The 21,100-nt window shown below is 63.2% G+C and carries 22 protein-coding genes and 5 pseudogenes; 13 read left to right on the top strand and 14 right to left on the bottom strand.

Annotated features, from left to right (window positions below; all coding sequences use genetic code 11):
* Nucleotides 1-3 precede the first annotated feature (3 nt).
* Nucleotides 4-186, bottom strand: coding sequence for a hypothetical protein (locus tag SYNGFB01_RS03385; RefSeq protein WP_048016929.1), 183 nt, complete (start codon nt 184-186; stop codon nt 4-6).
* A gap of 63 nt (nt 187-249) precedes the next feature.
* Between SYNGFB01_RS03385 and SYNGFB01_RS03380 the strand changes: the two genes are divergently transcribed.
* From SYNGFB01_RS03380 to SYNGFB01_RS14490, 3 genes are all read left to right on the top strand, one after another.
* The gene (locus SYNGFB01_RS03380; RefSeq protein ID WP_235299900.1) at nt 250-873 is read left to right on the top strand and encodes a DUF938 domain-containing protein; all 624 of its coding nucleotides are present in this window, start codon (nt 250-252) and stop codon (nt 871-873) included.
* Between the two features lie 8 nt (nt 874-881).
* Nucleotides 882-1,658 carry a class I SAM-dependent methyltransferase gene (locus SYNGFB01_RS03375; protein ID WP_048016928.1) on the top strand — a complete coding sequence of 259 codons (777 nt, stop codon included), beginning with the start codon at nt 882-884 and terminating at the stop codon, nt 1,656-1,658.
* Nucleotides 1,659-2,344: 686 nt separating this feature from the next.
* On the top strand, nt 2,345-2,602 hold the full coding sequence (locus tag SYNGFB01_RS14490) for a Nif11-like leader peptide family natural product precursor (protein ID WP_048016927.1): 258 nt from the start codon (nt 2,345-2,347) through the stop codon (nt 2,600-2,602).
* A 52-nt stretch (nt 2,603-2,654) separates the two neighbouring features.
* Here SYNGFB01_RS14490 and SYNGFB01_RS03365 read toward each other — a convergent pair whose 3' ends face one another.
* Together SYNGFB01_RS03365 and SYNGFB01_RS03360 are read right to left on the bottom strand one after the other, a co-directional pair.
* On the bottom strand, nt 2,655-4,010 hold the full coding sequence (locus SYNGFB01_RS03365) for a cysteine desulfurase (protein ID WP_235299899.1): 1,356 nt from the start codon (nt 4,008-4,010) through the stop codon (nt 2,655-2,657).
* Between the two features lie 315 nt (nt 4,011-4,325).
* On the bottom strand, nt 4,326-5,255 hold the full coding sequence (locus tag SYNGFB01_RS03360) for a family 2A encapsulin nanocompartment shell protein (RefSeq protein ID WP_048016926.1): 930 nt from the start codon (nt 5,253-5,255) through the stop codon (nt 4,326-4,328).
* 60 nt (nt 5,256-5,315) lie between these two features.
* Here SYNGFB01_RS03360 and SYNGFB01_RS14485 point away from each other — a divergent pair, with 60 nt between their 5' ends.
* Nucleotides 5,316-5,471: a hypothetical protein gene (locus SYNGFB01_RS14485; protein WP_161795838.1), complete on the top strand. Its 156-nt coding sequence runs from the start codon at nt 5,316-5,318 to the stop codon at nt 5,469-5,471.
* A 67-nt stretch (nt 5,472-5,538) separates the two neighbouring features.
* Here SYNGFB01_RS14485 and epsC read toward each other — a convergent pair.
* From epsC to SYNGFB01_RS03345, 5 genes and pseudogenes are all read right to left on the bottom strand, one after another.
* Nucleotides 5,539-6,541, bottom strand: a pseudogene (gene epsC / locus SYNGFB01_RS16185) (serine O-acetyltransferase EpsC).
* Nucleotides 6,538-7,091, bottom strand: a pseudogene (locus tag SYNGFB01_RS15855) (pyridoxal-phosphate dependent enzyme). The pseudogenes epsC and SYNGFB01_RS15855 overlap by 4 nt, the downstream one beginning before the upstream one ends.
* Before the next feature lie 113 nt (nt 7,092-7,204).
* Nucleotides 7,205-7,558: pseudogene (locus SYNGFB01_RS15850) on the bottom strand (pyridoxal-phosphate dependent enzyme); the annotation flags it as partial.
* 395 nt (nt 7,559-7,953) lie between these two features.
* Nucleotides 7,954-9,054 carry a homoserine O-acetyltransferase gene (locus tag SYNGFB01_RS12925; RefSeq protein WP_072061535.1) on the bottom strand — a complete coding sequence of 367 codons (1,101 nt, stop codon included), beginning with the start codon at nt 9,052-9,054 and terminating at the stop codon, nt 7,954-7,956.
* A complete protein-coding gene (locus tag SYNGFB01_RS03345) occupies nt 9,047-9,544 on the bottom strand; it encodes a rhodanese-like domain-containing protein (RefSeq protein ID WP_235299896.1) in 498 nt (165 codons plus the stop codon). The genes SYNGFB01_RS12925 and SYNGFB01_RS03345 overlap by 8 nt, the downstream gene beginning before the upstream one ends.
* Before the next feature lie 1,340 nt (nt 9,545-10,884).
* On the opposite strand from SYNGFB01_RS03345, the pseudogene SYNGFB01_RS16180 reads away from it, so the two are divergent.
* Nucleotides 10,885-11,629 (top strand): annotated as a pseudogene (locus tag SYNGFB01_RS16180) (sulfite exporter TauE/SafE family protein).
* Here the strand turns inward: SYNGFB01_RS16180 and SYNGFB01_RS03335 are convergent.
* The 4 genes from SYNGFB01_RS03335 to SYNGFB01_RS03325 all read right to left on the bottom strand — a co-directional run bounded on the left by SYNGFB01_RS03335 (nt 11,579) and on the right by SYNGFB01_RS03325 (nt 14,635).
* Nucleotides 11,579-12,442, bottom strand: coding sequence for a class II glutamine amidotransferase (locus SYNGFB01_RS03335; RefSeq protein ID WP_053068300.1), 864 nt, complete (start codon nt 12,440-12,442; stop codon nt 11,579-11,581). The pseudogene SYNGFB01_RS16180 and the gene SYNGFB01_RS03335 overlap by 51 nt on opposite strands.
* Nucleotides 12,443-12,449: 7 nt before the next feature.
* Complete coding sequence (locus tag SYNGFB01_RS15845; protein WP_255347524.1) at nt 12,450-12,578, bottom strand: hypothetical protein; 129 nt, start codon at nt 12,576-12,578, stop codon at nt 12,450-12,452.
* Nucleotides 12,575-13,495: a sulfate ABC transporter substrate-binding protein gene (locus tag SYNGFB01_RS03330; protein ID WP_235299895.1), complete on the bottom strand. Its 921-nt coding sequence runs from the start codon at nt 13,493-13,495 to the stop codon at nt 12,575-12,577. The genes SYNGFB01_RS15845 and SYNGFB01_RS03330 overlap by 4 nt, the downstream gene beginning before the upstream one ends.
* Before the next feature lie 270 nt (nt 13,496-13,765).
* The gene (locus tag SYNGFB01_RS03325; protein WP_072061533.1) at nt 13,766-14,635 is read right to left on the bottom strand and encodes a sulfate ABC transporter substrate-binding protein; all 870 of its coding nucleotides are present in this window, start codon (nt 14,633-14,635) and stop codon (nt 13,766-13,768) included.
* A 212-nt stretch (nt 14,636-14,847) separates the two neighbouring features.
* Between SYNGFB01_RS03325 and SYNGFB01_RS03320 the strand changes: the two genes are divergently transcribed.
* From SYNGFB01_RS03320 to SYNGFB01_RS14035, 8 genes are all read left to right on the top strand, one after another.
* Nucleotides 14,848-15,126: an Rrf2 family transcriptional regulator gene (locus SYNGFB01_RS03320; RefSeq protein WP_161795836.1), complete on the top strand. Its 279-nt coding sequence runs from the start codon at nt 14,848-14,850 to the stop codon at nt 15,124-15,126.
* A 278-nt stretch (nt 15,127-15,404) separates the two neighbouring features.
* Nucleotides 15,405-15,791, top strand: coding sequence for a hypothetical protein (locus SYNGFB01_RS12350; RefSeq protein WP_053068298.1), 387 nt, complete (start codon nt 15,405-15,407; stop codon nt 15,789-15,791).
* Between the two features lie 58 nt (nt 15,792-15,849).
* Nucleotides 15,850-16,005, top strand: coding sequence for a helix-turn-helix domain-containing protein (locus SYNGFB01_RS16175; protein ID WP_161795835.1), 156 nt, complete (start codon nt 15,850-15,852; stop codon nt 16,003-16,005).
* Nucleotides 16,002-16,187, top strand: a complete 186-nt coding sequence (locus tag SYNGFB01_RS03310) for a hypothetical protein (RefSeq protein WP_048016924.1) — start codon at nt 16,002-16,004, stop codon at nt 16,185-16,187. Before SYNGFB01_RS16175 ends, SYNGFB01_RS03310 begins: the two co-directional genes overlap by 4 nt.
* 60 nt (nt 16,188-16,247) lie before the next feature.
* On the top strand, nt 16,248-17,237 hold the full coding sequence (gene cysK, locus SYNGFB01_RS03305) for a cysteine synthase A (protein ID WP_048016943.1): 990 nt from the start codon (nt 16,248-16,250) through the stop codon (nt 17,235-17,237).
* 94 nt (nt 17,238-17,331) lie between these two features.
* Entirely contained in the window at nt 17,332-18,291 is a 960-nt protein-coding gene (locus SYNGFB01_RS03300; RefSeq protein WP_048016923.1) for a sulfurtransferase, read from the top strand.
* 158 nt (nt 18,292-18,449) lie between these two features.
* Nucleotides 18,450-19,574 carry a YeeE/YedE thiosulfate transporter family protein gene (locus SYNGFB01_RS03295; RefSeq protein ID WP_235299893.1) on the top strand — a complete coding sequence of 375 codons (1,125 nt, stop codon included), beginning with the start codon at nt 18,450-18,452 and terminating at the stop codon, nt 19,572-19,574.
* Nucleotides 19,575-19,659: 85 nt separating this feature from the next.
* Nucleotides 19,660-19,857, top strand: coding sequence for a hypothetical protein (locus SYNGFB01_RS14035; protein WP_072061538.1), 198 nt, complete (start codon nt 19,660-19,662; stop codon nt 19,855-19,857).
* A gap of 243 nt (nt 19,858-20,100) precedes the next feature.
* Here SYNGFB01_RS14035 and SYNGFB01_RS03290 read toward each other — a convergent pair whose 3' ends face one another.
* Together SYNGFB01_RS03290 and SYNGFB01_RS15205 are read right to left on the bottom strand one after the other, a co-directional pair.
* The gene (locus tag SYNGFB01_RS03290) at nt 20,101-20,736 is read right to left on the bottom strand and encodes a peroxiredoxin (RefSeq protein ID WP_048016921.1); all 636 of its coding nucleotides are present in this window, start codon (nt 20,734-20,736) and stop codon (nt 20,101-20,103) included.
* Nucleotides 20,737-20,845: 109 nt separating this feature from the next.
* Nucleotides 20,846-21,100, bottom strand: a pseudogene (locus SYNGFB01_RS15205) (SLC13 family permease); the annotation flags it as partial.

Below are 21,100 nucleotides of genomic sequence, written 5' to 3'. Positions count from 1 at the left end.
GACTCAGGCCGTGGAGCCGTGCTGGGCTGGCAAGCAGCAGGGGGGCGAGGCGGCCGCCTTCGCGCCATAGACGGGGCCGCAGGCCTGCAAGCCGCTGACCAGCAGCACGGCTGCGGCCAGCGCCAGCGGCCAGCGGCAGGATCGAGCCGAACCGGCGAGAGAACCGCAGAGAGAGAACGAACCCATCGATCCAGGGCAGGCGCCCGGCAGACCGATCCCATGATGGCCGCACCGGACCGCTCTCGACGCGTGCTCTTCTCCGCTGCCTGCGAGCGCAACAAGGCACCGATCCTGGCGGTGCTCCAGCAGTGGCTGGAGCCGCCGGCCCGGGTGCTGGAGGTGGGATCGGGCAGCGGTCAGCATGCCGGGTACTTCTGCCGGCAGATCGCCGGACTCACCTGGCAGCCCAGTGAACGGGCCGAGGCGCTGGTGGATCTGGCCGTCGCCCTGGCGGGCCTGGATCCCACCGGCCTGGCGCGGGGATCCCGGCTGGATGAGCCGCTGGAGCTGGATGTGCGCCGCCCCGAGCAGTGGCCCCGCGGGCCTTTCGATGCCGTGTTCAGCGCCAACACCTGCCACATCCTGCCGGCTGCGGCGCTGCCCGAGCTGCTGGCCGGCAGCAGCCAGGTGCTGCGGCCGGGTGGCCTGCTGCTCCTCTACGGACCGTTCCACGACGGCGGCGTGCACAACGCCCCCAGCAATGCCGCCTTCGACGCCCACCTGCGCAGCATCGATCCCGCCATGGGGGTGCGCGACGCGATCGCCCTGGGGGAGCAGGCCAGGGATCTCGGACTCGAACCGATCGCCGAGGTCGGCATGCCGGCCCACAACCGCATGCTGATCCTGCAGCGCCGGGCCGCCCCCCATGCCTGAAGCCTGCCATGCCTGAAGCCAGCGCCCTGTTCGGCGCCGTGGCCGCGGCCTACGCCCGCCACCGGCTCACCTATCCGGCCGCCTTCTTCGAGGCCTTCCTGCAGCGACTGCCGGCCAACCCGCTGGTGTGGGACTGCGGCTGCGGCAGCGGCCAGGCCTCGTTGGATCTGGCCCGCCGCGGCGTGCGCGTGATCGCCACCGATGCCAGCGCAGCCCAGCTGGCCGCCGCCACGCTCCACCCTCTGATCCACTACCGGCAGGCAGCCGCCGCCGCCAGCGGCCTGGCCGCCGCCAGCGTGGATGGGGTGCTGGTGGCGGCGGCGGTGCACTGGTTCGCCGGTGAAGCCTTCAACGCCGAGGTGCGGCGGGCGTGCCGCCCCGGAGCGACTCTGGCCTGGATCGGCTATCTGCCCCTGCGGATCGAGGCGGAAGCGTTGCAGCGCCGCCTCGACGCCTTCCATCACCACACCCTGGCGCCCTGGTGGCCGGCCGAGCGCCGCTGGGTGGAGCAGAGCTATGCCGGCCTGCCGTTTCCCGGCCAGGAGTGGCCGTTCCCCCGGGATCTGTGGATCGAGCGGCACTGGAGCCTGGCCGAGCTGCTGGCCCACATCGGCACCTGGTCGGCCGTGCAGCGCAGCCGAGAGGCCGGCACCGATCCGCTGCCCGCCCTGGCCGCCGAGCTCACACCCCTCTGGCCCGAGCACGGCTCGGCTGCCCTGCGCGTGCGCTGGCCATTCATGGGGCGCTGGGGTGCGGTGCGCCCAGCAGGGTCCGGATCCCCGTGAACAGCCGCCCGAGGGCATCGTCCAGCTCGGCAGGCCCAGCAGGCCGTAGCTCAGCCGCAGCACCGGTCCCTGGCGCTGCGCATCGAGGCCGAAGCTCTCGCCACACACCGCCGCCACCCGGTGCTCCAGCACCAGCCGCCGCATCAGCGTGTCGCCCGTGAGGCCAGCCGCGGCGTCGGGGCGCAGGCGCAGCAGGGCGTAGAAGGCGCCATCGGGCTCCGCCAGCANCCGCCGGGATCAGCCTGCGCCCTGCCTACATGTGGCTTTCCCTTTGCACTCATGCCCGGTAACGGCAGTGGCGGATCATGGGCAACCACCGTCAAGGCAGTTCCCGTGGCGCCTGCCACGAGAAGGTGCATGTGGCGATCGACGACGCAATACGCCTGGCCTCCTCCGCCAGCTTGCCACCCTACTGCTGCCGCCAGAGGTGGCAGGTCGGCTGCGTCACCTCGATGACGCGGCGGACGTCGGCGACCGTCCTGCCTTGGGTGATCAGCCGCTCGGAAACAACAGGAGCCTGTATCGAGACACACCTCAGGCCTTCTTACCTTGCAGGAGAACAACCTCAGAAGTCTGGATTCAGATCACAGATGCGTGTTCCCAGGCTCCAAAGGCCAAGTCAATACAACCACTCCAGGTGGTCGATAGACGGAATAATCTTGGCTGCTCACGATAGTTTCACAGCCATGGCATCCGACCAGTTCTATCTGTTCGCCGCACTGGCATCATTCAGCACCGAAATCCAGGAGAAGCTTCGCAGGGTTCAGACACCCGAGGCGATTCTGGAGATTGCGGCGCAGCACGGTTATGAGATCACTTTGGAACAGCTGAGCTACTACGCCGACCGTCTCAATGGCGAGCATTGGATCTGGGTGAATAAGGGTGAGGCCTGGCGGAAGCGGTTCTTCGCAAAGGAGCGCCAGCTCGATCTTCAGTCAGCTTGAGCTGCCTGCCGGTTCAGCATCCGACCCAACTCGCAAGACCCCCACTCACCCTTCACCCCGGTCCCCTCCTGTGAGGGAAGCCGGGGCTGCTCGCTGGATCCGGCAGAGCTGAACACTTGCGTGATCCTGGACGGTGCATCGATGGCTCAGGGCGCCAGGGTCGGACCATGGCCGACGATCGCCCGCAGACCTGCCACCAGCGCATCCACATCACCACGGGTGTGTAGAGGGCGAGGGTGGCCCGCACCGTGCTCTCCACCCCGAAACGCCGCAGAATCGGCTGGGCGCAATGATGGCCAGCCCGCACGGCGATGCCCAGCCGGTTGAGAGCGGAGCCCACCGCCTCCGGGGGGTGTCCGTCGATGGTGAAGGAGAGCACGCCGGCCTTATGCGCGGCGCAGCCGAACAGCCGAAGTCCAGGAATCTCCAGGAGTCGGGGCGTGGCGTACGCCAGCAGCTCCTGCTCCGCCCTTTCGATCGCAGGCATGCCAATACGGCTGACATACTCGAGCGCAGATGCCAGGCCGACCGCATCGGCGATATTGCCAGTACCAGCCTCAAAACGGTGGGGCGGATCCTGGAACTGCGTGCGCTCGAAGCTCACATCACGGATCATGTTGCCGCCGCCCTGCCAGGGCGGCATGGCTTCCAACAGATCACGCTTGCCGAAGAGCACGCCGATACCCGTGGGCGCATAGATCTTGTGGCCCGAGAACACATAGAAGTCGACATCCAATGCCTGCACATCGAGTGGCATATGGGCGATGCCCTGGGCCCCATCAACGAGCACCCTGGCGCCATGGCGGTGCGCAATCGCGATCATCGGCTCAATCGGTGTGATCGTGCCCAAGGCATTGGAGACCTGGGTGAAAGCGGCCAGCCGAGTGCGGGAGGAAAACAGCCGCTCATACTCCTCGAGGATCACCTGGCCCGAGGCATCCACTGGGGCCACACGCAGTCTGGCGCCCTTCTCCTGGACCAGCTGCTGCCAGGGCACGATGTTGGCGTGGTGCTCCAGCTCGGTGATCACGATCTCATCGCCGGCCTCGATCTGACGCCGCCCCCAGGACTGGGCCACCAGATTGATGGCCTCGGTGGCACCGCGAACAAAAACGATCTCCTCGCTCCGGGAGGCATGCAGAAACCGTGCGACCACGGAGCGGGCCTGTTCGTAGGCATCCGTGGCACGCGCTGCAAGTGTGTGGGCGCCGCGGTGGATGTTGGAGTTTTCGTGCCGGTAGAACTGCTGAAGGCGATCGATCACCACCTGAGGCTTCTGGGTCGTGGCGCCGTTATCCAGCCAGACCAGGGGATGGCCGCTGATGGTCTCCTGCAGGATCGGAAAATGCCGCCGCAGGTAGTCAGGGTCCAGGGGTTGTGGCGCGGCTGGTGGGTCATGCCAAGGCACCCCAGCGCGTGCCTTCTCAGGGCGACCGGGGTCGAGCTGGGCTGCATCGAGCCGCAGCGAAGAGGCGGGATCGAACAGGTGGGGCGCGATGTCCAGGGGGGGACCACTGGGATGAACCCTTCGGCAGCGGGGAAGGCAGCAGCGGCTGCATCGCCGCTTGCCGGCAGGTGATCAGCACCGAAGTCACCGAACAGTCGCTGCGCCATACCCGTCAGCTCCGCCAGATCGGGGAAACCCAAGGGCAGACCATGGGGAGCGCCCAGGGATGGATCGAGCTGTTCCGGCTCGAGCTCAAGCGCAAACGGATCGCGGGGGTCAACGGTACTCATGGGCATAGTGGTGATACTTCTCAATCTCAACGTCCTCAAGCATGCCGATGGCGTCTTCCGTCAGGACTGCGACTGAGCAGTACAGCGAAATCAGATAAGACGCGATCGCCTTGCGGCTGATTCCCATGAATTTGACAGAGAGCCCCATGCTCTTCTCTCCGGGAAGATTCGGCTGGTAGAGCCCTACAACACCCTGCCTTGCTTCGCCGGTGCGCAGCAGCAGGATGGAAGAGCGGCCGTTAGCAATCTTCAGCTTGTCGCTTGGGATCAGCGGCAACCCTCGCCAGGTCACGAACTGAGAGCCATAGAGGTTGACGGTCGGCGGCGGAACGCCACGGCGTGTGCATTCGCGACCAAAGGCAGCGATCGTGCGGGGATGGGCCAGGAAGAATGAGGGTTGCTTCCAGACCCTGCTGATCAGCTCATCGAGGTCATCCGGGGTTGGTGGACCGCTGATCGACTTGAGACGCTGTCCGCTGGCAACATTATGGACGAGACCGTACTCAGCATTGTTAATCAATTCATTTTCCTGGCGCTCCTTGATTGTCTCAATCGTCAGTCGAAGCTGCTGCTCGATCTGGTCATGAGGGCTGCTGTAGAGATCGGATACTCGGGTGTGAATATCCACAGTCGTGGTGACCGCGCTGAGAAAGTACTCACGTGGTTGTTGCTCGTAGTCGACGAAGGTCTCGGGCAGATCGCGCTCATCACGCTGCGAGCAGGCCGTGAGAACGCGGGATTCATCACGAACCTTGTTGACGCGGTAGATGCCGGCCTCGACCCCCACCCACGACAGCATGGGCACCAGCCAACGCGGTGAGATCGAGGCAAGCTGCGGGACCGTTTTGGTGGCATTCGCCAACTGGCGAGCCGCCCCATCACTGAGGGCCAGATGGGTGGCAGTGGATTCGGTCATGGGTGCAGAAGAGGGAAAACAGGTCGATCGATCAGCTCAAACCATGGGAGGTCACAAGCCATGCGTTCCAACGACTTGGACGGCGAGCCTCGACAACCAGTAACGGGCGGGCAGCATGGAATGGGAGCCGATCAATGGGCAGACACCGAATGGCGCAACTGGGCGATCAGGGTGATCATCACCACGGCAGATGGCGTCATTACGCCCATGCCTTGAGCATCCAGCTGGCGAGAGACTCCGTGCAACTAAATGCATTCTATGCATGACGACTCCGTGCCAATAATCAGATGCCTCCGCCTTCACCAAACGTCTCAGAGATGAGCGCGGCTTGCGTGACCGTGGTTTCCGGAGGGACACTGGTGGTCAGCCAGACATTGCCTCCGATCTGAGCACCCCTGCCGATCGTGACGCGGCCGAGAATCGTGGCACCGGCATAGATCACCACATCATCCTCCACGATCGGATGGCGTGGAACTCCCTTCACCAGGTAGCCCTTCTCATCCTTCGGAAACGATTTCGCACCCAGCGTGACAGCCTGATAAAGGCGAACACGCTTGCCAATCACAGCTGTCCCACCAATGACCACACCGGTGCCATGGTCACAAAAAGAAACTCTCACCGATCACCGCACCGGGATGGATATCCACGCCAGTAGCGGAATGGGCACTCTCCGCAATGATCCGTGCCACCAATGGTGCGCCCAATCCATGCAGCGCATGGGCAAAGCGGTGGGAAGTGATCGCTTTCACGCCCGGGTAGCACACCAAGACCTCATCCAGGCTCAGTGCAGCCGGATCTCCCCGGTAAGCCGCATCGATATCTGAATCCAACAATCGACGAATGGCAGGTAGCTGCATGGCGAAAGCTCGCGTGATTCCATAGGCATCACGCTCAATCTCCTGGGGAAGCTGACGCGGGGAAGAGCCTGTGACGGCCGGAATGTCGTTGCTGTGAGCGATCCCTGCCTCCCCACCTGGACTCGCAAGCCGGGTGGCGAGCTCGATCCGGATCTGGTCGCGCAGTCTGCGCAGGCACGTATCGAGGGTGTGTCCCACGAAATAGTCCGTGCTGTCCTGGGGAAGGGCCTGGCCGGGCTGACGGACAGCCTGCAGGGCGAGGCGCTGTGGAAACAGGGCGGCCGCCAGGTCGTCGACGACAGCTGTAAGCACCTGCCGCGATGGCAGCGGCATCGGATGGGGGGAGGTACGGCCATCTCCCCGACAACGATCTCTGAACTCCCGCAACTGGCTGACCACCGCCGCCAGATCCCATCCCTCCTGATTCAAGGGACCAGTCCCTGGTCATTGAACACCCCCTCAAAGAGAGCTGTGCTGAGATACCGCTCACCGGAATCGGGCAAGACCACCACGATCGTCTGACCGGCGAAGGCCTCTTCGCAGGCCAGGCGTGAGGCCACCGCCACCGCAGCGCCGCTGGAAATGCCAGCCAGGATGCCCTCCTGCCGCATCAGGCGGCGGGCAACATCCATGGCTTCGGCGCTATTCACCTGCTCGACCCGATCCACAAGGGAGAGATCGAGGTTGGACGGCACGAAGCCGGCGCCGATGCCCTGAATCCTGTGGGGGCAGGCTGAACGGGCTGCCCCGCCAGCGTCTGGCTGATCACCGGACTCTCCAGGGGCTCCACCGCCACCGAGACGAGCGGCCGGCCGAGGGTCTGCTTGATGTAGCGGCTCACGCCGGTGATCGTGCCGCCGGTGCCCACACCCGCCACCAGCACATCGAAACGTCCCGCGGTGGAAGCCCAGATTTCAGGACCTGTGGTGTCGTGATGGATGCGGGGATTGGCGGGATTGGCGAACTGCTGCAGCAGCACGTAGCGGTCGGGATCGGAGCCGGCGATTTCCTGAGCTTGGCGATCGCACCTGGCATCCCCTTGGCACCCTCCGTGAGCACCAGGTGCGCGCCGAAGGCGGCCAGCAGCTTGCGCCGCTCCAGGCTCATCGTCTCAGGCATGGTGAGGGTGAGCGGGATGCCGCGCGACGCCGCCACGAAGGCCAGGGCGATGCCGGTGTTGCCGCTGGTGGGCTCGACAATCTCCTTGCCCGGACCGAGCAGACCGTCCTGCTCGGCCTGCCAGATCATCGCCGCACCGATGCGGCACTTCACCGAATAGGCGGGGTTGCGGCCCTCGACCTTGGCGTAGACCGTGGCGCGTGCCAGGGGGCCCAGCACACGGTTCAGCCGCACCAAGGGGGTATGGCCGATCGCCAGGCTGTTGTCGTCGAAGGGGGGGAGCGCCTGATCCAGAGCCGCAGGCCAATGATCCTGAGCAACGACCATGAAGGTGCATGGGGATATTGACCTTGCTAGCTCCAGCTCCAGTGACGGTGGTGTGGTTCAAACCACACAGCCTTCGAGGCCCCCCAGTAGCGGGCGCCACACGGCGGCTGTTCCGTGTGATCGGTGGAATCGCCCCGCTTCCCCATTCCGCGCGGGAGCTCCATGCCAGCCATGCCCAGCGGCGGACAGCGTCGACGCCAAGAGTGCCAGGGTGAGTACTTCTACACGGCTGCCAAACGCGGATCCTTCATTGCATTCAACCACTCACGAGCAGCTGGTTGCAGATCTGCGAACTGCCCAGTCGTTGCAAGACAATCACGCGTGAAGCCTGCACAGGATCAGGCCTTGTGGCCGGAATCAGGATGGCCGTATTGAACAACCTCCTTGATCATCCTTCAGCCAAGCGACTGTCGCAGTATGGGATCCAGCGGACCCTGCTCGAACAGAAAACCATCATGTCCAAGATGCGACTCTATTGATGTAAACGTGACGCCGGCATGGAGGCACTGAGCCAATAGAAGCTGTTGATGGGGAGGGAACAGGCGATCAGAGCTGATCGACACAACCCTTGTTCGGGCTTGGACCCCAGCGAGAGCTTTTGCGATGCCACCCCTGCCGCGGCCAACATCATGATTGCTCATGGCATTGGTGAGGAGAACATAGCTATTAGCATCGAAGCGACAGGTCAAGTGCTCTGCATCCTGCTGAAGAAAAAGGCAGATATCGTGAGCGTGTTGTTGTCGGGAGAGACGTTCGAGTTCCCGTTCACAGCCATACGTCAACCTGGCAATCGTTCGTGCAAGCGACAACCCTCGCACTGGCCCACCGCCAGGATCGCCGTAGTAATCACCACCGCAGAAGGCTGGATCGAGCTCAATCGCCTGAATCTGGGTGCTGTGAAAGGCACGGTTCTCCGGCGTGCAGGCGGCGGTGGTGGCAAGGAGCACCAGGCGATCCAAGCGTGTTGGTGCAGCGATGGCCCACTCCATGGCCCGCATCCCGCCCAGCGATCCCCCGATCACCGCATGCCAGTGCTCGATGCCGAGAGCATCGGCCCAGCGTTGTTCGGCCGCCACCAAGTCGCGGATCGACAGGGAGGGGAAGCGGGACCCATAGGGCCTGCCGTCAGGCGCGAGGCTGGAGGGGCCGGTGGATCCCTGGCAACCACCCAGCACATTCGGGCAGAGGACATACAGTCGGTCGGTGTCAATCGCTCGACCTGGACCGATCAGGCCGTTCCACCAGCCCTCCGAGCGATGGCCGGGGCCGGCAGGGCCACTGGCATGGCTATCCCCGGAAAAGCCGTGGAGCAGCAGCACAGCGTTGGATCGCTCGGCGTTGAGAGTGCCCCAGGCTTCGTAGGCCAGGCTCACATCTGGCAGACTCTCGCCGCTCTCAAGCAGCAATGGATCCAGTCCCGCCAGAGCCTGAAAGCGGCGCTGGCCAGCGGGATCGCCCACACGCCAGCCGCCCGGAATCCTTGTGGGCTCAGGCACGGCTCCTGGCCAGGGCCCACGGGCCCAGCAACACCACCAGGCCCAGCCCCAGCAGCCCGAGAGACTGGGTGAGGCCAGCAGCGATCAACAGGGCCGGCCCTCCGAGCAACTGGCGGGGATCAGCAAGGCCCAGGCTCCAGGGCCGGGTCTCTCCAGCGGGGTGGAGGGCTACCCAGGCTGGATAGCCACCATTGAGGTAGCGGATACGGCGGCTGTAGCCCAGCTCGTGGAGACGGGTGATCACCGCCTCCGTCTCGGCGGAATCATCCCCGATCAGCACCAAGTCGCCTTCCGGAAGCTCACCGGCCAGGAGCAGACCTGCAGGGATGGAATGGCTGCCGGGAACATGGCTGCGATGGTAAAGGCGGCGCGGCCGAACATCCACAAGGCAGACTCCCGGCAACACGGAGAGCTGCGCAAGATCCTCCGCGGACACGGACGCAGGCGTCCTCGGTGGAGGGGGTGGGGGTGGGACACGGTCGGAAGCCATGGCAGCGAAGATCTCATCAATCGGCATGGGCCGATCATGACCCGATCGGCCATATAGTACGGTATTCCGAGCGACATACGCATGTATTCAGATCCTGGCTGGCTGACGAGGAGGGGCCGGTGAGCGGCGGCACAACCATCAATGCCTCTGAGCACATCGAGATCTCAGCCATTCGGCGATGCTTACAGGAACACGAGTTTCAGATCAACGATGAACTTGCCTGAACATGTCTCGCACAACAACGACAGCGATGCCACACGAGTGCTATCTGGGCAGTGCCACAGCGTTGGCGCACTCGAACTGAGACGGCTGGCACTCGAAGGCGCCATCGTGGTGGTAGAAGAATGGCTACGCCAGTCAGCGCTCAGCTTAGAAATACGCTTCAACTGACCCCCAGTGATACAAGCATGAGCATCAACAACATGATTCCTGATCAAGAAACACCATTGATTTGCCTGGCAGAAGGGTGGATGCCGGCCCAGGACCTTGGCAATCGCCTATGCCAGGCAGGCTATCAATACGTGTTTACGGCAGCGACCTGTTGGGGTGGCTTACTGGCGATCCAGGCCGCGACCTCTCTCGGCAAGCCGTCAACATCGTTGTAAGAATGATGCTCGACTCATACGCTGGGCCAGAAGCTGATGCGCATCGCGACCCTTGTGCCGAGCAGGCTGAACAACTCTCCCGATCGAGTAGTACTGCGGAGACACTCGATCGGGATCGTGATCACCCTGGTGTGCATCGAGCAGGGAATCTGGAAGCTGGGGGGCTGACTGGGTCGTGAGGGTGAACTCCCAAGCACCTGCTCCACAGCCATCCAGGGGGTCTTGGTTCCGTTTGATCTGGCGACAACCTCGGCGGGTCTTCGTCAACGGTTGACTCTGGCCGCGTCACCAGGGGCGTTGGCATTACGCAAGCCTTCCCCTGAAGCCCACCAACGTCTCAGCGTCAAGGTGCAGAGCCAAATCCAGGAAGGCGTGGCCGGGGCACAAGCCGCTGTAACGCCAGCCACCCCACTAGCCCATCCTGGCTGTCTAGAAATATCAAGAAGCGGCCAGAGATGAAGAGTTGGGCCATTTCAATCGCCTCATCTTCAAGGCTCATCAGTTGAGCCCACCCATCACGGCGGCATGGATCATCGGAAGGCAAGGGGTCACAACAATCAGCTCCGACACACTTACCCCTTCGATCGCTGGCCTCGCCGGAGCCCCTGGCTGGTTGTCGCCCTGGGAACCTGGTTGGCAGTTATATTGGGCAGTCATCCCTCGCTCTTTGTGGGGGTGGGAGTCATCGCCCTGGTGAGCGGTTTGTTGCTGCACTCCGATCATGGCTGACACTTGATGCAGACCGGCCTCAGTGCTGCCAGTTTGTTCGTGATCAGTGGAGCGGCAATCGCCGCCGGGCTGGTGAATGCGATCGCCGGCGGAGGTTCCCTGATCAGCTTTCCAGTGCTCACCGCCGTGGGCCTGCCTGCAGTCACGGCCAACCTGACCAACACCGTGGCCTTGCTGCCCGGATATGGCGGCGCCGCTCTTGCTCAGCGGCGCGATCTGGCGGGCCAGCGGGGGCGGGCCCTTCTGCTGTTGCCGCCAGCGGCCCTGGGAGCTCCTGGGCGCCGTGCTGCTGCTGCGGAGTGGCGAAGCGATCTTCGACATGCTGGTGCCATGGCTGATCCTGCTGGGCACCGGGCTGCTCGCATTGCAGGAGCCGCTGCGCGGATGGCTGCTGGCGAAGCAGAACCCCCTGAACCGGCACGGGCTGGAGAGCGCCGCAACGCTGCCGGTGTTTCTGGTCTCGATCTACGGCGGCTACTTCGGCGCTGGCCTGAGCGTGATCCTGCTTGCGGTGCTAGCCGTGCTGCTCAACGACAGCCTCACCCGCCTGAACGGCCTCAAACAGGGCCTGGCCCTGCAGGTGAACCTGGCGGCGGCACTGCTGTTCGTGGCGTCCGGCAGGCTCGACTGGTCTGCAACCATCGTGATGGCACTGGGGTCTTCACTCGGCGGGCTGCTGGGGGGCGACTGGCCAGCCGCGTCAGCCCGGCACAGCTTCGGGCTGTGGTCGTCCTGCTGGGCCTGGCGGTAGGGCTGACATTCCTGTTGCGACCGTGATGGCCAGCTCGCCGCGTCGGCGCCGGTGGATTTCCCCATCCACGAGCAGCATCGACTCACCGGGCTCGAAGGCTTGCCAGTGCTCATCGGTGGTGAGCGGTTCGGTGCTGAGGATTGTCACCACGTCTGAAGGGGTGGTGAGCGCGGCGAAATCCACCTGCAACGGCACATCGGCAAGGGTGGCGCTGCGGAACGGCGCCCGGCGCGTGAGCCAATGCAGGCGAGTGGTGGCCGTGGCAAATAACCAGCGACCATTGCTGATCAGGGCATTGAAGGTGCCCCGCCGGGCCAGTTCCCCGGCGCAGTGGTGCAGCAGCGCGAACAGGGCCCCGCGATCCTCGGGATCAGGACTGACTTGATCGAGTTGCTCCAGGATCCAGCAGAAAGCTGCCTCACTGTCGGTGGAGCCGAACGGCCGGTAGCGATCGCCCAGAGGGATGTCTCCACTCAGGTCGCCGTTATGGGCGAACACCCAGGTCTGGTCCTGCCAGGTGCGAGAGAAAGGATGGCAGTTCTCGAGCGCCACAACCCCTTGGGTGGCCTTGCGGATGTGCGCGATCGACACCAGGGCCGTCGGGGAGCGGTGGGCCAGTTGATCGGCCAGAGCTGAAAACGCTGCTGGGGCGTCCTCCCTGACGACAGTTAGACCATGGCCATCGCTGCTGAAGCTGGCCAGCCCCCAGCCATCGGCGTGCTCACCGGTCGCACCGCCACGGCGGCTGAGCCCCCTGAAGGAGAAGCCCATGTCGGTGGGGGTGTTGGCATTGAGGGCGAGCAGTTCACACATAACCTGTTCAGCGGGTCTTGGCAAAGAGGCGGTCCCAGATGCCACCGTCGCCGAAGAAGGTCTTGTTCACAACCTTCCAGCCGCCGAAATCCTCCACCGAGAACAAGCGCTTCACTGGAGCAAAGCGATCCTTCACCCGCTGCCACACAGCAGGGTTGGTGGGCCGGAATCCCTCCTCGGCAAAGATCTCCTGGGCCTCTTCGGTGTAGAGATACTGGGCCAGAGCTTCAGCAGCCTTGCGGGTGCCTTGCGATCCACCACCTTGTCAACGACGGCAACGGGACCTTCGATGCGGATATTCAATTCAGGCACCACAAATGGGGCTTTTAGATCACCCGTCTTAGTAGCGAGAAGAGCCTCATTCTCGTAGTTGAGTAGCACATCACCCTGGTCGCGCTTGAGGAACACATCCGAGGCCTCGCGAGCATCCTTGGGGAGATTTTCAACGTTCCTGTAGACGCTGGTCACATAGGCCTCCGCCTGCTGCTCACTGCCACCGGTCTGGGTGACCGAGCCCCAGAGCCCCAGGAAGTTCCAGCGGGCACCGCCGGAGGTTTTGGGGTTGGCCGTCACCACCGTGACGCCGGGCTTGGTGAGGTCAGCCCAGGAGCGAATGCCCTTGGGATTACCAGGCCGGGTCAGAAACGCCACTGTGGAGTTGGTGATGATGCTCCTGTTGGGCAGTTCCTGCTCCCAGCCGGCATCCACGAGACCGGCTTCTTCAAGCTTCAGCACGTCAGCCGAGAGCGCAAGGGTCACCACATCGGCGTCAAGGCCATCGATGACGGCACGGGCCTGACTGCCAGATCCGCCGTAACTGGTCTTGATCGTGAGCTCCTGGCCGGTTTTGGCTCTCCAGCTGTCCACAAAGCGGGGCAGAATCCGCGCATAGGCCCCCTTCGTCACGGCGTAGCTCACCAGCAGAAGCTCCTGACGGTCGGCCGCCCCCTTCGGAGCAGAGGACTGGGAGCCTGGCCCCGCGCAGGATGCCAACAGGAGAGCCCCTCCAAGGGCAAGAGGGAAGGCCAGGATGCGATGAGCGTAGATTGTCACAATAGCCGGTCGGAAATAGGTCTTGATCTTAGCATCCTTGATGGGTCGGCCTCTCAGGGGTGGCGAGCGCCATGAAAAAGCCCTGGCTGGCGGCCAGGGCCTGGATGCGTGTGAGGCGTTGGCCGTCAGCGGGTCTTGGAGAAGATCTGCTCCCAGACCCGCCCTTGCCGAAGAACTTCTTGTCGATGCCGGACCAGCCGCCGAAATCACCCACCTTGAAGAATTCGAGATTCTGGAATTTGCCGCGGGCATAGGCCTTTCCCTCTGGCGTCACCGGACGGAAGCCGTTGTCGACAAAATCTTCTGGGCAGCGGGAGTGTACAGGAACTTGACAAAGGCCTCGGCCACCTTGCGGGTGCCGCGCTTGTCGACCACCTTGTCTACCACCGTGACCGGTTGCTCGGTGAGCACGTTGGGACTGAACAGCTTGTAGGGGGTGGTCCACTCCCCTTTGCGCCTGGCCAGGATCGCCTCGGTCTCCCAGTTCAGAAGGACATCGCCCTGCTTGCGCTTGATGAAGAAGTCGGTGGCTTCGCGGGCGTCCTTGGGCAGCACATCGGCATTCTTGTAGACCCCGGTGATGAAGCTGCGCGCCTGGGCCTCCGATCCACCCGTGCGGGTGATGGCTCCCCAGAGAGCCAGGAAGTTCCAGCGGGCGCCGCCGGATGTCTTGGGATTGGCAAGCACCACATCCACATTCTTGTTGTCGAGATCCTTCCAGCTGTTGATCTTCTTGGGATTGCCCGGCCGCACGAACACGGCAACCGTGGAGTTGATCGGGGTGGAGTTGTTGGGGTTCTCCTTCTCCCAGCCCGGCTTGATCAGGCCCGCCTGCTGGATCTTGCTCACGTCGGCGGCCATGGCCAGGCTCACCACATCGGCCTCGAGACCGTCGATCACCGCACGGGTCTGGGAGCCGGAGCCGCCGTAGCTGCCCTTGAAAGTCACGGTCTGGCCGGTCTTTTTCTTCCAGTCTGCGGCGAACAGGGGAAAGATCTTGTCGTAAGCCGCTTTTGTCACGGCATAGGAGACCAGCGTGATGGTCTGGGGCTGGGGCGGCTGCTGGGCCTGCACCAGGGGCGTGCCAAGGGTTGCGGCCGAAGCGAGCGCCAACGGCACGGCAGCCAGACCCACGAGCACAACCCGGCGGGACCTGGCAGAAGCGAACGAAATAGAATTCACGGTTTCTCGATCGAGAACTGCGTGAAGGTACCGCGTCTCCGGCCTTGCCGATGTGCTCTCAGGCACATGGGCAGGCCCCATTCCCCGGCAGGCGCCGTTCTTTGCCTGCAAGAATGGGACGGTTTACCGGTAGGGAGATGGGATTTAGCGCAAAAACGGAGTATGGGCTTGTGGCGTTGCTGGACCTGGCCGCGGCTCATGTCTCCGGGGGCCTGCTGCAGACGCGGGAAATCAGCCGCAACCATGGCATCCCCGAGCGCTACCTCGAGCAGATGCTCACAGCCCTGCGCAAAGGTGGGTTTCTCAAGAGCGTGCGCGGCCCCCACGGAGGGTTCCAGCTCACCCGCTCCCCAGAGCAGATCAGCATCGCCGAGGTAGAGACCTGCCTTGAGGGCGAGAGCACCAGCGAGCACCAGGCAACCGGGAGGACCCAGGCTTTCTGGCCCTGAAGGCCCTGGCTCAGCGGGCAGATCAGGCCCGCAGCGAGGTCCTGGCCCAGACCAGCCTGGCGCAGCTGGTGCAGGAGCGGGAGAACCTCAGGCAACCCCAGCCCATGTTTTACATCTGAGCCCCCCGCCTGGATTCCGACTCCATCAGGCATGGCCGCGCCGCAGGGCCAATGGGAAGCCCTGTTGTGTGCCTGAGAATACCGGTATTCCCATCGGTAGGTGCATAATCCTGATCAGTTGCTCGCGCCCCATGGCCACCTGTTGTCGAATGCCTCGGTTTGTCCTGCTTCCTGCTGCTGCAGATCCGCCCCACGCCCGCCGACACCATGACCACTTCACTGCTCAAGCGTCCCTTGCGACTCACGCTTCACCCCCAGGATGTGCTTCCTGAGGCGATGAGCTGGCGCCTCCTGGAGGGCTACGTACGCTCTGCGACCTGGGACGCGGAAGGTGAGAGCATCACGCTGGGCCTGTGGGGCCCGAACGATGTGATCAGCTCAGAAGACCCAGCCCTGCAACCGATGGAACTGCAGTGCCTCACCACAGTTGTGGTGGAGCACATCGAGCTCAATCCAGACGATCAGCACCAGCATCTGCGCCGTGAGCGCCAGATGCTGGCAGAGTTGCTCACCATCCAACGCATCCGATCGCTGAGCATCGGCTGATGTCGCTGCTCACCTGGATCGCCGCCGACATGGTCAGCTCAGCAGCCGAGGTTGCCGGTTGTCACTGAATGAACTCAATCTCACCCACCGCGCTCTGGCCGAATTGTGCGGTCTCACGCGCGTCACGGTCACCAAGCTGCTCAGCCGGTTCCGACTGGATGGCCAGCTGGTGGCGGTTGGCGGAGGAGATCTCTTGATCCCGAAATTGCCATGAGCTCCTTCTCGCCCCCCTGGTGCCTTCACTGGGAGCTCGACGGCGAGCTGGAGATCAGCGACCGCCAGGATCTCTTCCTCACTCTGACCAGCTCCGAAGCAGGCCGGATTCAACAACTCCTGCTACAGGCCACCCGCGTCACATCGCATCAGCCCAACCCAATGACCAGGCACAGCGCCTGAGCCGTATAGCCCCCGGAGCTTTCTTCGGGGGTTTTTTCCTGCCTTGATTTGCTGATTCCCATGAGCACCATCTTCGCCGACAACAGCCTCACGATCGGCCGGACACCCCTGGTGCAACTCAACCGGGTGACCCAGGGATGCAAGGCGCGGGTGCTGGCCAAGATCGAGGGCCGCAATCCGGCCTTCTCGGTGAAGTGCCGGATCGGAGCGGCAATGATCTGGCAGGCGGAGCAGGACGGCCTGCTCGGCCCCGGCAAGGAACTGGTGGAACCCACCAGCGGCAATACCGGCATCGCCCTGGCCTTCGTGGCGGCGTCGCGCGGCATCCCGCTCACCCTCACCATGCCGGAGACGATGAGCCTGGAACGGCGCAAGCTGCTCACCGCCTACGGCGCCCATCTGGTGCTCACCGAGGGGCGGCTGGGCATGGCGGGAGCGATCGGTGCCGCCAATGAGATGGTGGCCTCCGATCCCGACCGCTACGTGCTGCTGCAGCAGTTCGCCAACCCCGCCAATCCCCGGATCCACCACGACACCACCGGCCCGGAGATCTGGGACGACAGCGAGGGCCAGGTGGATGTGCTGGTGGCGGGGGTGGGCACCGGCGGCACGATCACCGGCGTGAGCCGCTACATCAAGCAGACCCTCGGCCAGCCGCTCGTCTCGGTGGCGGTGGAACCGGCCAGCAGTCCGGTGATCAGCCAGACCCGCGCCGGCGAGGAACTCAGGCCCGGTCCCCACAAGATCCAGGGCATCGGTGCCGGTTTCGTGCCGGCCAATCTCGATCTGGCGCTGGTCGACCGCGTGGAGACTGTGACCGATATCGACGCCATCGCCATGGCGCAACGCCTGGCTCGGGAGGAGGGCATCCTGGCCGGCATCTCCTGCGGCGCCGCCACCACGGCAGCGCTGCGGCTGGCCCGCGAGGAGGCCTATACCGGCAAGACCATCGTGGTCGTGCTGCCTGATTCCGGCGAGTGTTACCTGAGCACCGACCTCTATCGCGACTTCCTATGGGCGATACCAATCCACGAGAGCGTGTTGCAGTAGGCACGGCACTAGGTGTCAAGGGTCACATGGGCAGGGCGGACTGACTCATTAGTTTTGTGACATATTCCAATCGGGATAAGCACCAATGGTTCGGATGTCGTTCTCGCGTCGCTGGTTCCTGGCGGGAACCAGCGCCCTGGCCATCACCGTCCTCTCGCCCATCAGCGCTGCCTTGCCGGCCAACGCCAGAACCGAAATCAACCTTCTCTCGCCCGCCGAAGCCTCCTCAGCAGCCCAGAGCGGGCAGTGGAAAATCCTGGATGTGCGCCCCGTGCCGCCGCTCGACTACATCAGTGGCCATCTGCCCAATGCCGTACACCTATCCGAGCAGGCGTTTCGGGGACCGAACGGCAAGCTGCCCTTTCAGATCTGGCCCGCTGGTGATCTGGCCAATCTGCTGAGCAGAGCTGGGATTTCCAACCGTGACAAGGTGCTGGTGTACTCGGACGGCACCAATGTGCTGGGCGCCTCCCTGGTGGCTTACATCCTTGAGAAGAGCGGAGTGAGCAAGGTGGGCATCCTGGATGGGGGCTTCAGCGCCTACAAAGCCTCCGGAGCCCCGGTCACGAAGGTCTTCCCCAGCTACAGGTTCGGCACGTTCAAGCCCACCACGACGCCCGGACTCGCGATCGGCCTGCAGGAGTTGCTTCCCCTGGTGGGCCGCCCGGATGTGGTGATCGTGGATCCACGACCGAAAGGGCTGTTTGAAGGCACTGAACAGACCTTCATTCGCAACGGCCACATACCCGGAGCCATCAATATCACCTGGCAATCAGTCACAGAGGCCAACAATCCAGATGAGGCACTCAAGAATCCCCACAAGCTCAAATCAGTGGAAGCATTGCGAAAACTCTTTGCAAGCCACGGTGTCACGCCAGAGAAAACAGTGATCGTGTCGTGCAGCACCGGTCGTGAAGCCAGCCTGCAGTACATCGTGCTCAAGCACCTGCTGGGATATCCAAACGTTCGCATCTATGAGGGATCCTGGACCGAATACAGCGCAACCCAGCACCCTGTGCAGACCGGGCCCGGTGCATCGGCTGTCAAGAACTGATCAGCCATGAGCCGCGCCATGCACGCTGTGCTGCTGTTGCTGACTGGAATGCTGTGCTGGAACGNCATGGTGCCCATGGCGGTTCTGGCTTGTGACAGCGGCAGCAGCGATGCACCCAAAGCCAAGGGCAGGCCGTGAAGGTCCGGCGGCTGATCTGGGTGGTGTTCGCCCTGCTGCTGGGCGTGGGCTNGGGGGCTGGCGATCTCAGCACAGGCTTGGTCTGGGTGGTTGGCTGCGGCATCGGGTTCGCTCTGGTGCAGTTCCGCTTCGGATTCACAGAGCCGATTCGAAGGCTGGTCACCCGGGGGGATGCCAGCGGCGTGTATCGCATCGCCATGCTGATGATCATCCTGGTGCTGGGGACTGCCATCCTCCTGGCACTGCCCGAGCCGTTCGCCCTGAGCCTCAAGTTATCGCGGGCACCGCTGCGCTGGAGCCTGGTTGGGGGGGCGTTTGTCTTTGGGGTAGGCATGCAGATGGCCGGTCGCTGCGGCAGTGGCACCCTGGCCTCAGCGGGAGCTCGAAATGGTGGTTTTGCCTGGATCCTTGCGGGCCTGATTGCCGGAGTCTTCGCGGGATCTCTGCAGCGTCCACTCATCGAAGCTGTTACTCCCGAGGGATTGCCACCCCTGGTGCTCACCGATGCTGTTCCGCTCTGGATGGCGGTTGGCATTCAACTTGGTGTGCTGGCGCTGTTGCTGGGGCTTGGCGTGGCCAGTTGGCCGGAAACTCCGAATGAAGCGCCGAGAAGCCCAGAATCCTTGGCCAGGTGGTTGGGCCCTCCCTTGTTACTGGGTGTTGGGATGCTTCTGATGCTGATTGTCAGTGGGGAACCCTGGAAAGTGCTCTGGGGGCTGGCTCTGACGGGTGCACACACCGCAAAGATGCTCGGCTGGAATCCCGCCGGCGCAGTGTTCTGGTCAGAGCCAACACGGGCCGCACTCCTGAGCAGTCCCTGGAACTGGATCCGGCACGATGCTGTGGTGGCTGATCTCGCCGTGATCTATGGGGCCATTGCGGCGAGGGCCTCGTATCAGCGGCCGCCCGCGGAGAGCATGCGGATCCAGACCATCCACGCAAACCCCTGGCGAAACGTGCGGCAGATTGGTGGGGGATTGCTGATGGGCTTCGGCGGCTTCATCTCCTACGGCTGCAACATCAGTGCCTTTCTNNGGGGCATCATGAGCTTTAGCGTCCATGGTTGGATCTGGCTTGCTGCGGCGCTGGCTGGTTCATGGTGTTTTCTATGGCTAGGGAAGGTAGTCAGGCTCACATATCTATGAGCCGAGAGAGCCACATCAATGTGCCTGGTCTGCTTTACGCCATCCAGCCGAAAGGCCAGCATCGATTCAGAGAATGATCAGNCCAGTGCGCGAAGTGATCTTCCAGGTATGTCGAGATGAGCCTGGCTTGCTAGAAGCAACAACTGCAAACTCAACTGTTGTCATCACGGCGGCTTCTCTGGAAGAATTGCGTCACGAAGCACGAGACGCGTTGATCAAGCAGATTGGCCCTGGTCATATTGCCTTCCGGGTGGTGGTTCGCCGTCAGCGCAAACCGATTTGATAGTGCATCATCTGCAGCTTTCTGGATCAGGGGTGCAGTGCAACTCTCACTCCCATCATCTTCAGCTCTCCAGNNAAAAAGGGGACAGCGATGGCCATCCCCTTGGGTCCCTACCCTGTTCCGATCAAGGTCCGATCAAGAACAGATTCAGCTTGACAGATACACTTCCTAATGATGGTGCCTGAAATCACAGCACCTGTTAACCACAAAGACAATCTCCTATCGTCGCGGATGATAGCCGGATCAGCGGTTGGGCTGCGGGGTCATGCGCAGATAGGGCTTGATCTCGGTGACGCCCTTGGGGAACTTGCCGCGGGCTTCATCGGTGGGGATCGAGGGAACCACCACACAATCGTCGCCGTCCTTCCAGTTCACCGGAGTGGCCACCTGGTGGTTGTCAGTGAGCTGCAGGGAATCGATCACCCTGAGGATCTCGTCGAAGTTGCGGCCGGTGCTGGCNGGGTAGGTGATCTGCAGGCGCAGCTTCTTGTTNGGGTCGATGATGAACACCGAGCGAACCGTCAGATTGTTGAGCGCATTGGGGTGGATCATCCCGTAGAGATCTGCCACCTTCTTGTCCTCGTCGGCGAGGATCGGATAATCCACGGTCGTGTTCTGCGTCTCGTTGATGTCGCATATCCAGCCCTTGTGGCTTTCAGCGGAATCCACACTCAGGGCGATGGTCTTGACATTGCGCTTCTCCCATTCGGGGCGGAGCCGCGACACCTCACCGAGTTCGGTGGTGCACACAGGGGTGTAGTCGGCTGGGTGGGAGAACAGCACCACCCAGCTGTCGCCGGCGAAGTCGTAGAGATTGATCGGTCCCAGCTGGGAGTTCTGGGTGAAGTCGGGCACGGTGTCGCCGAGTTGCAGGGTCATGGCGGAAGACGAGGGAAACGGTTGAGGGAAGGGTTAGCCGCAGGAGGCTGAATCGGGCCGCGTCGATCGGTGGATCCGATTCGGCAGCGCCGATGCTGGCACGGCAGCTTCAGAGATTGAAGTGCCGGCAGATCAGCAGAGGAACGAGCAGGGTCATGATCACGGTGAGCGGCAGTCCATAACGGGGGGATGTCGAGAAAGCGGTAGCGGCCTGGCCCGAACACCATCAGGTTGGTCTGGTAACCGACGGGGCTCAGGAAGCTCTGGCTGGCGCCGAACAAAACGGCATAGATGAAGGCCAGTGGGGCTGATCCAGGCCGAGGGCGAGCTGGCCGGCGATCGGGATCACCATCGCCACCGTGGC

This window comes from Synechococcus sp. GFB01 (assembly GCF_001039265.1).
Lineage (GTDB): Bacteria > Cyanobacteriota > Cyanobacteriia > PCC-6307 > Cyanobiaceae > NIES-981.
The sequence above is the reverse complement of the archived record's forward strand: the minus strand, read 5'-3'. Positions and strand labels throughout refer to the sequence as shown.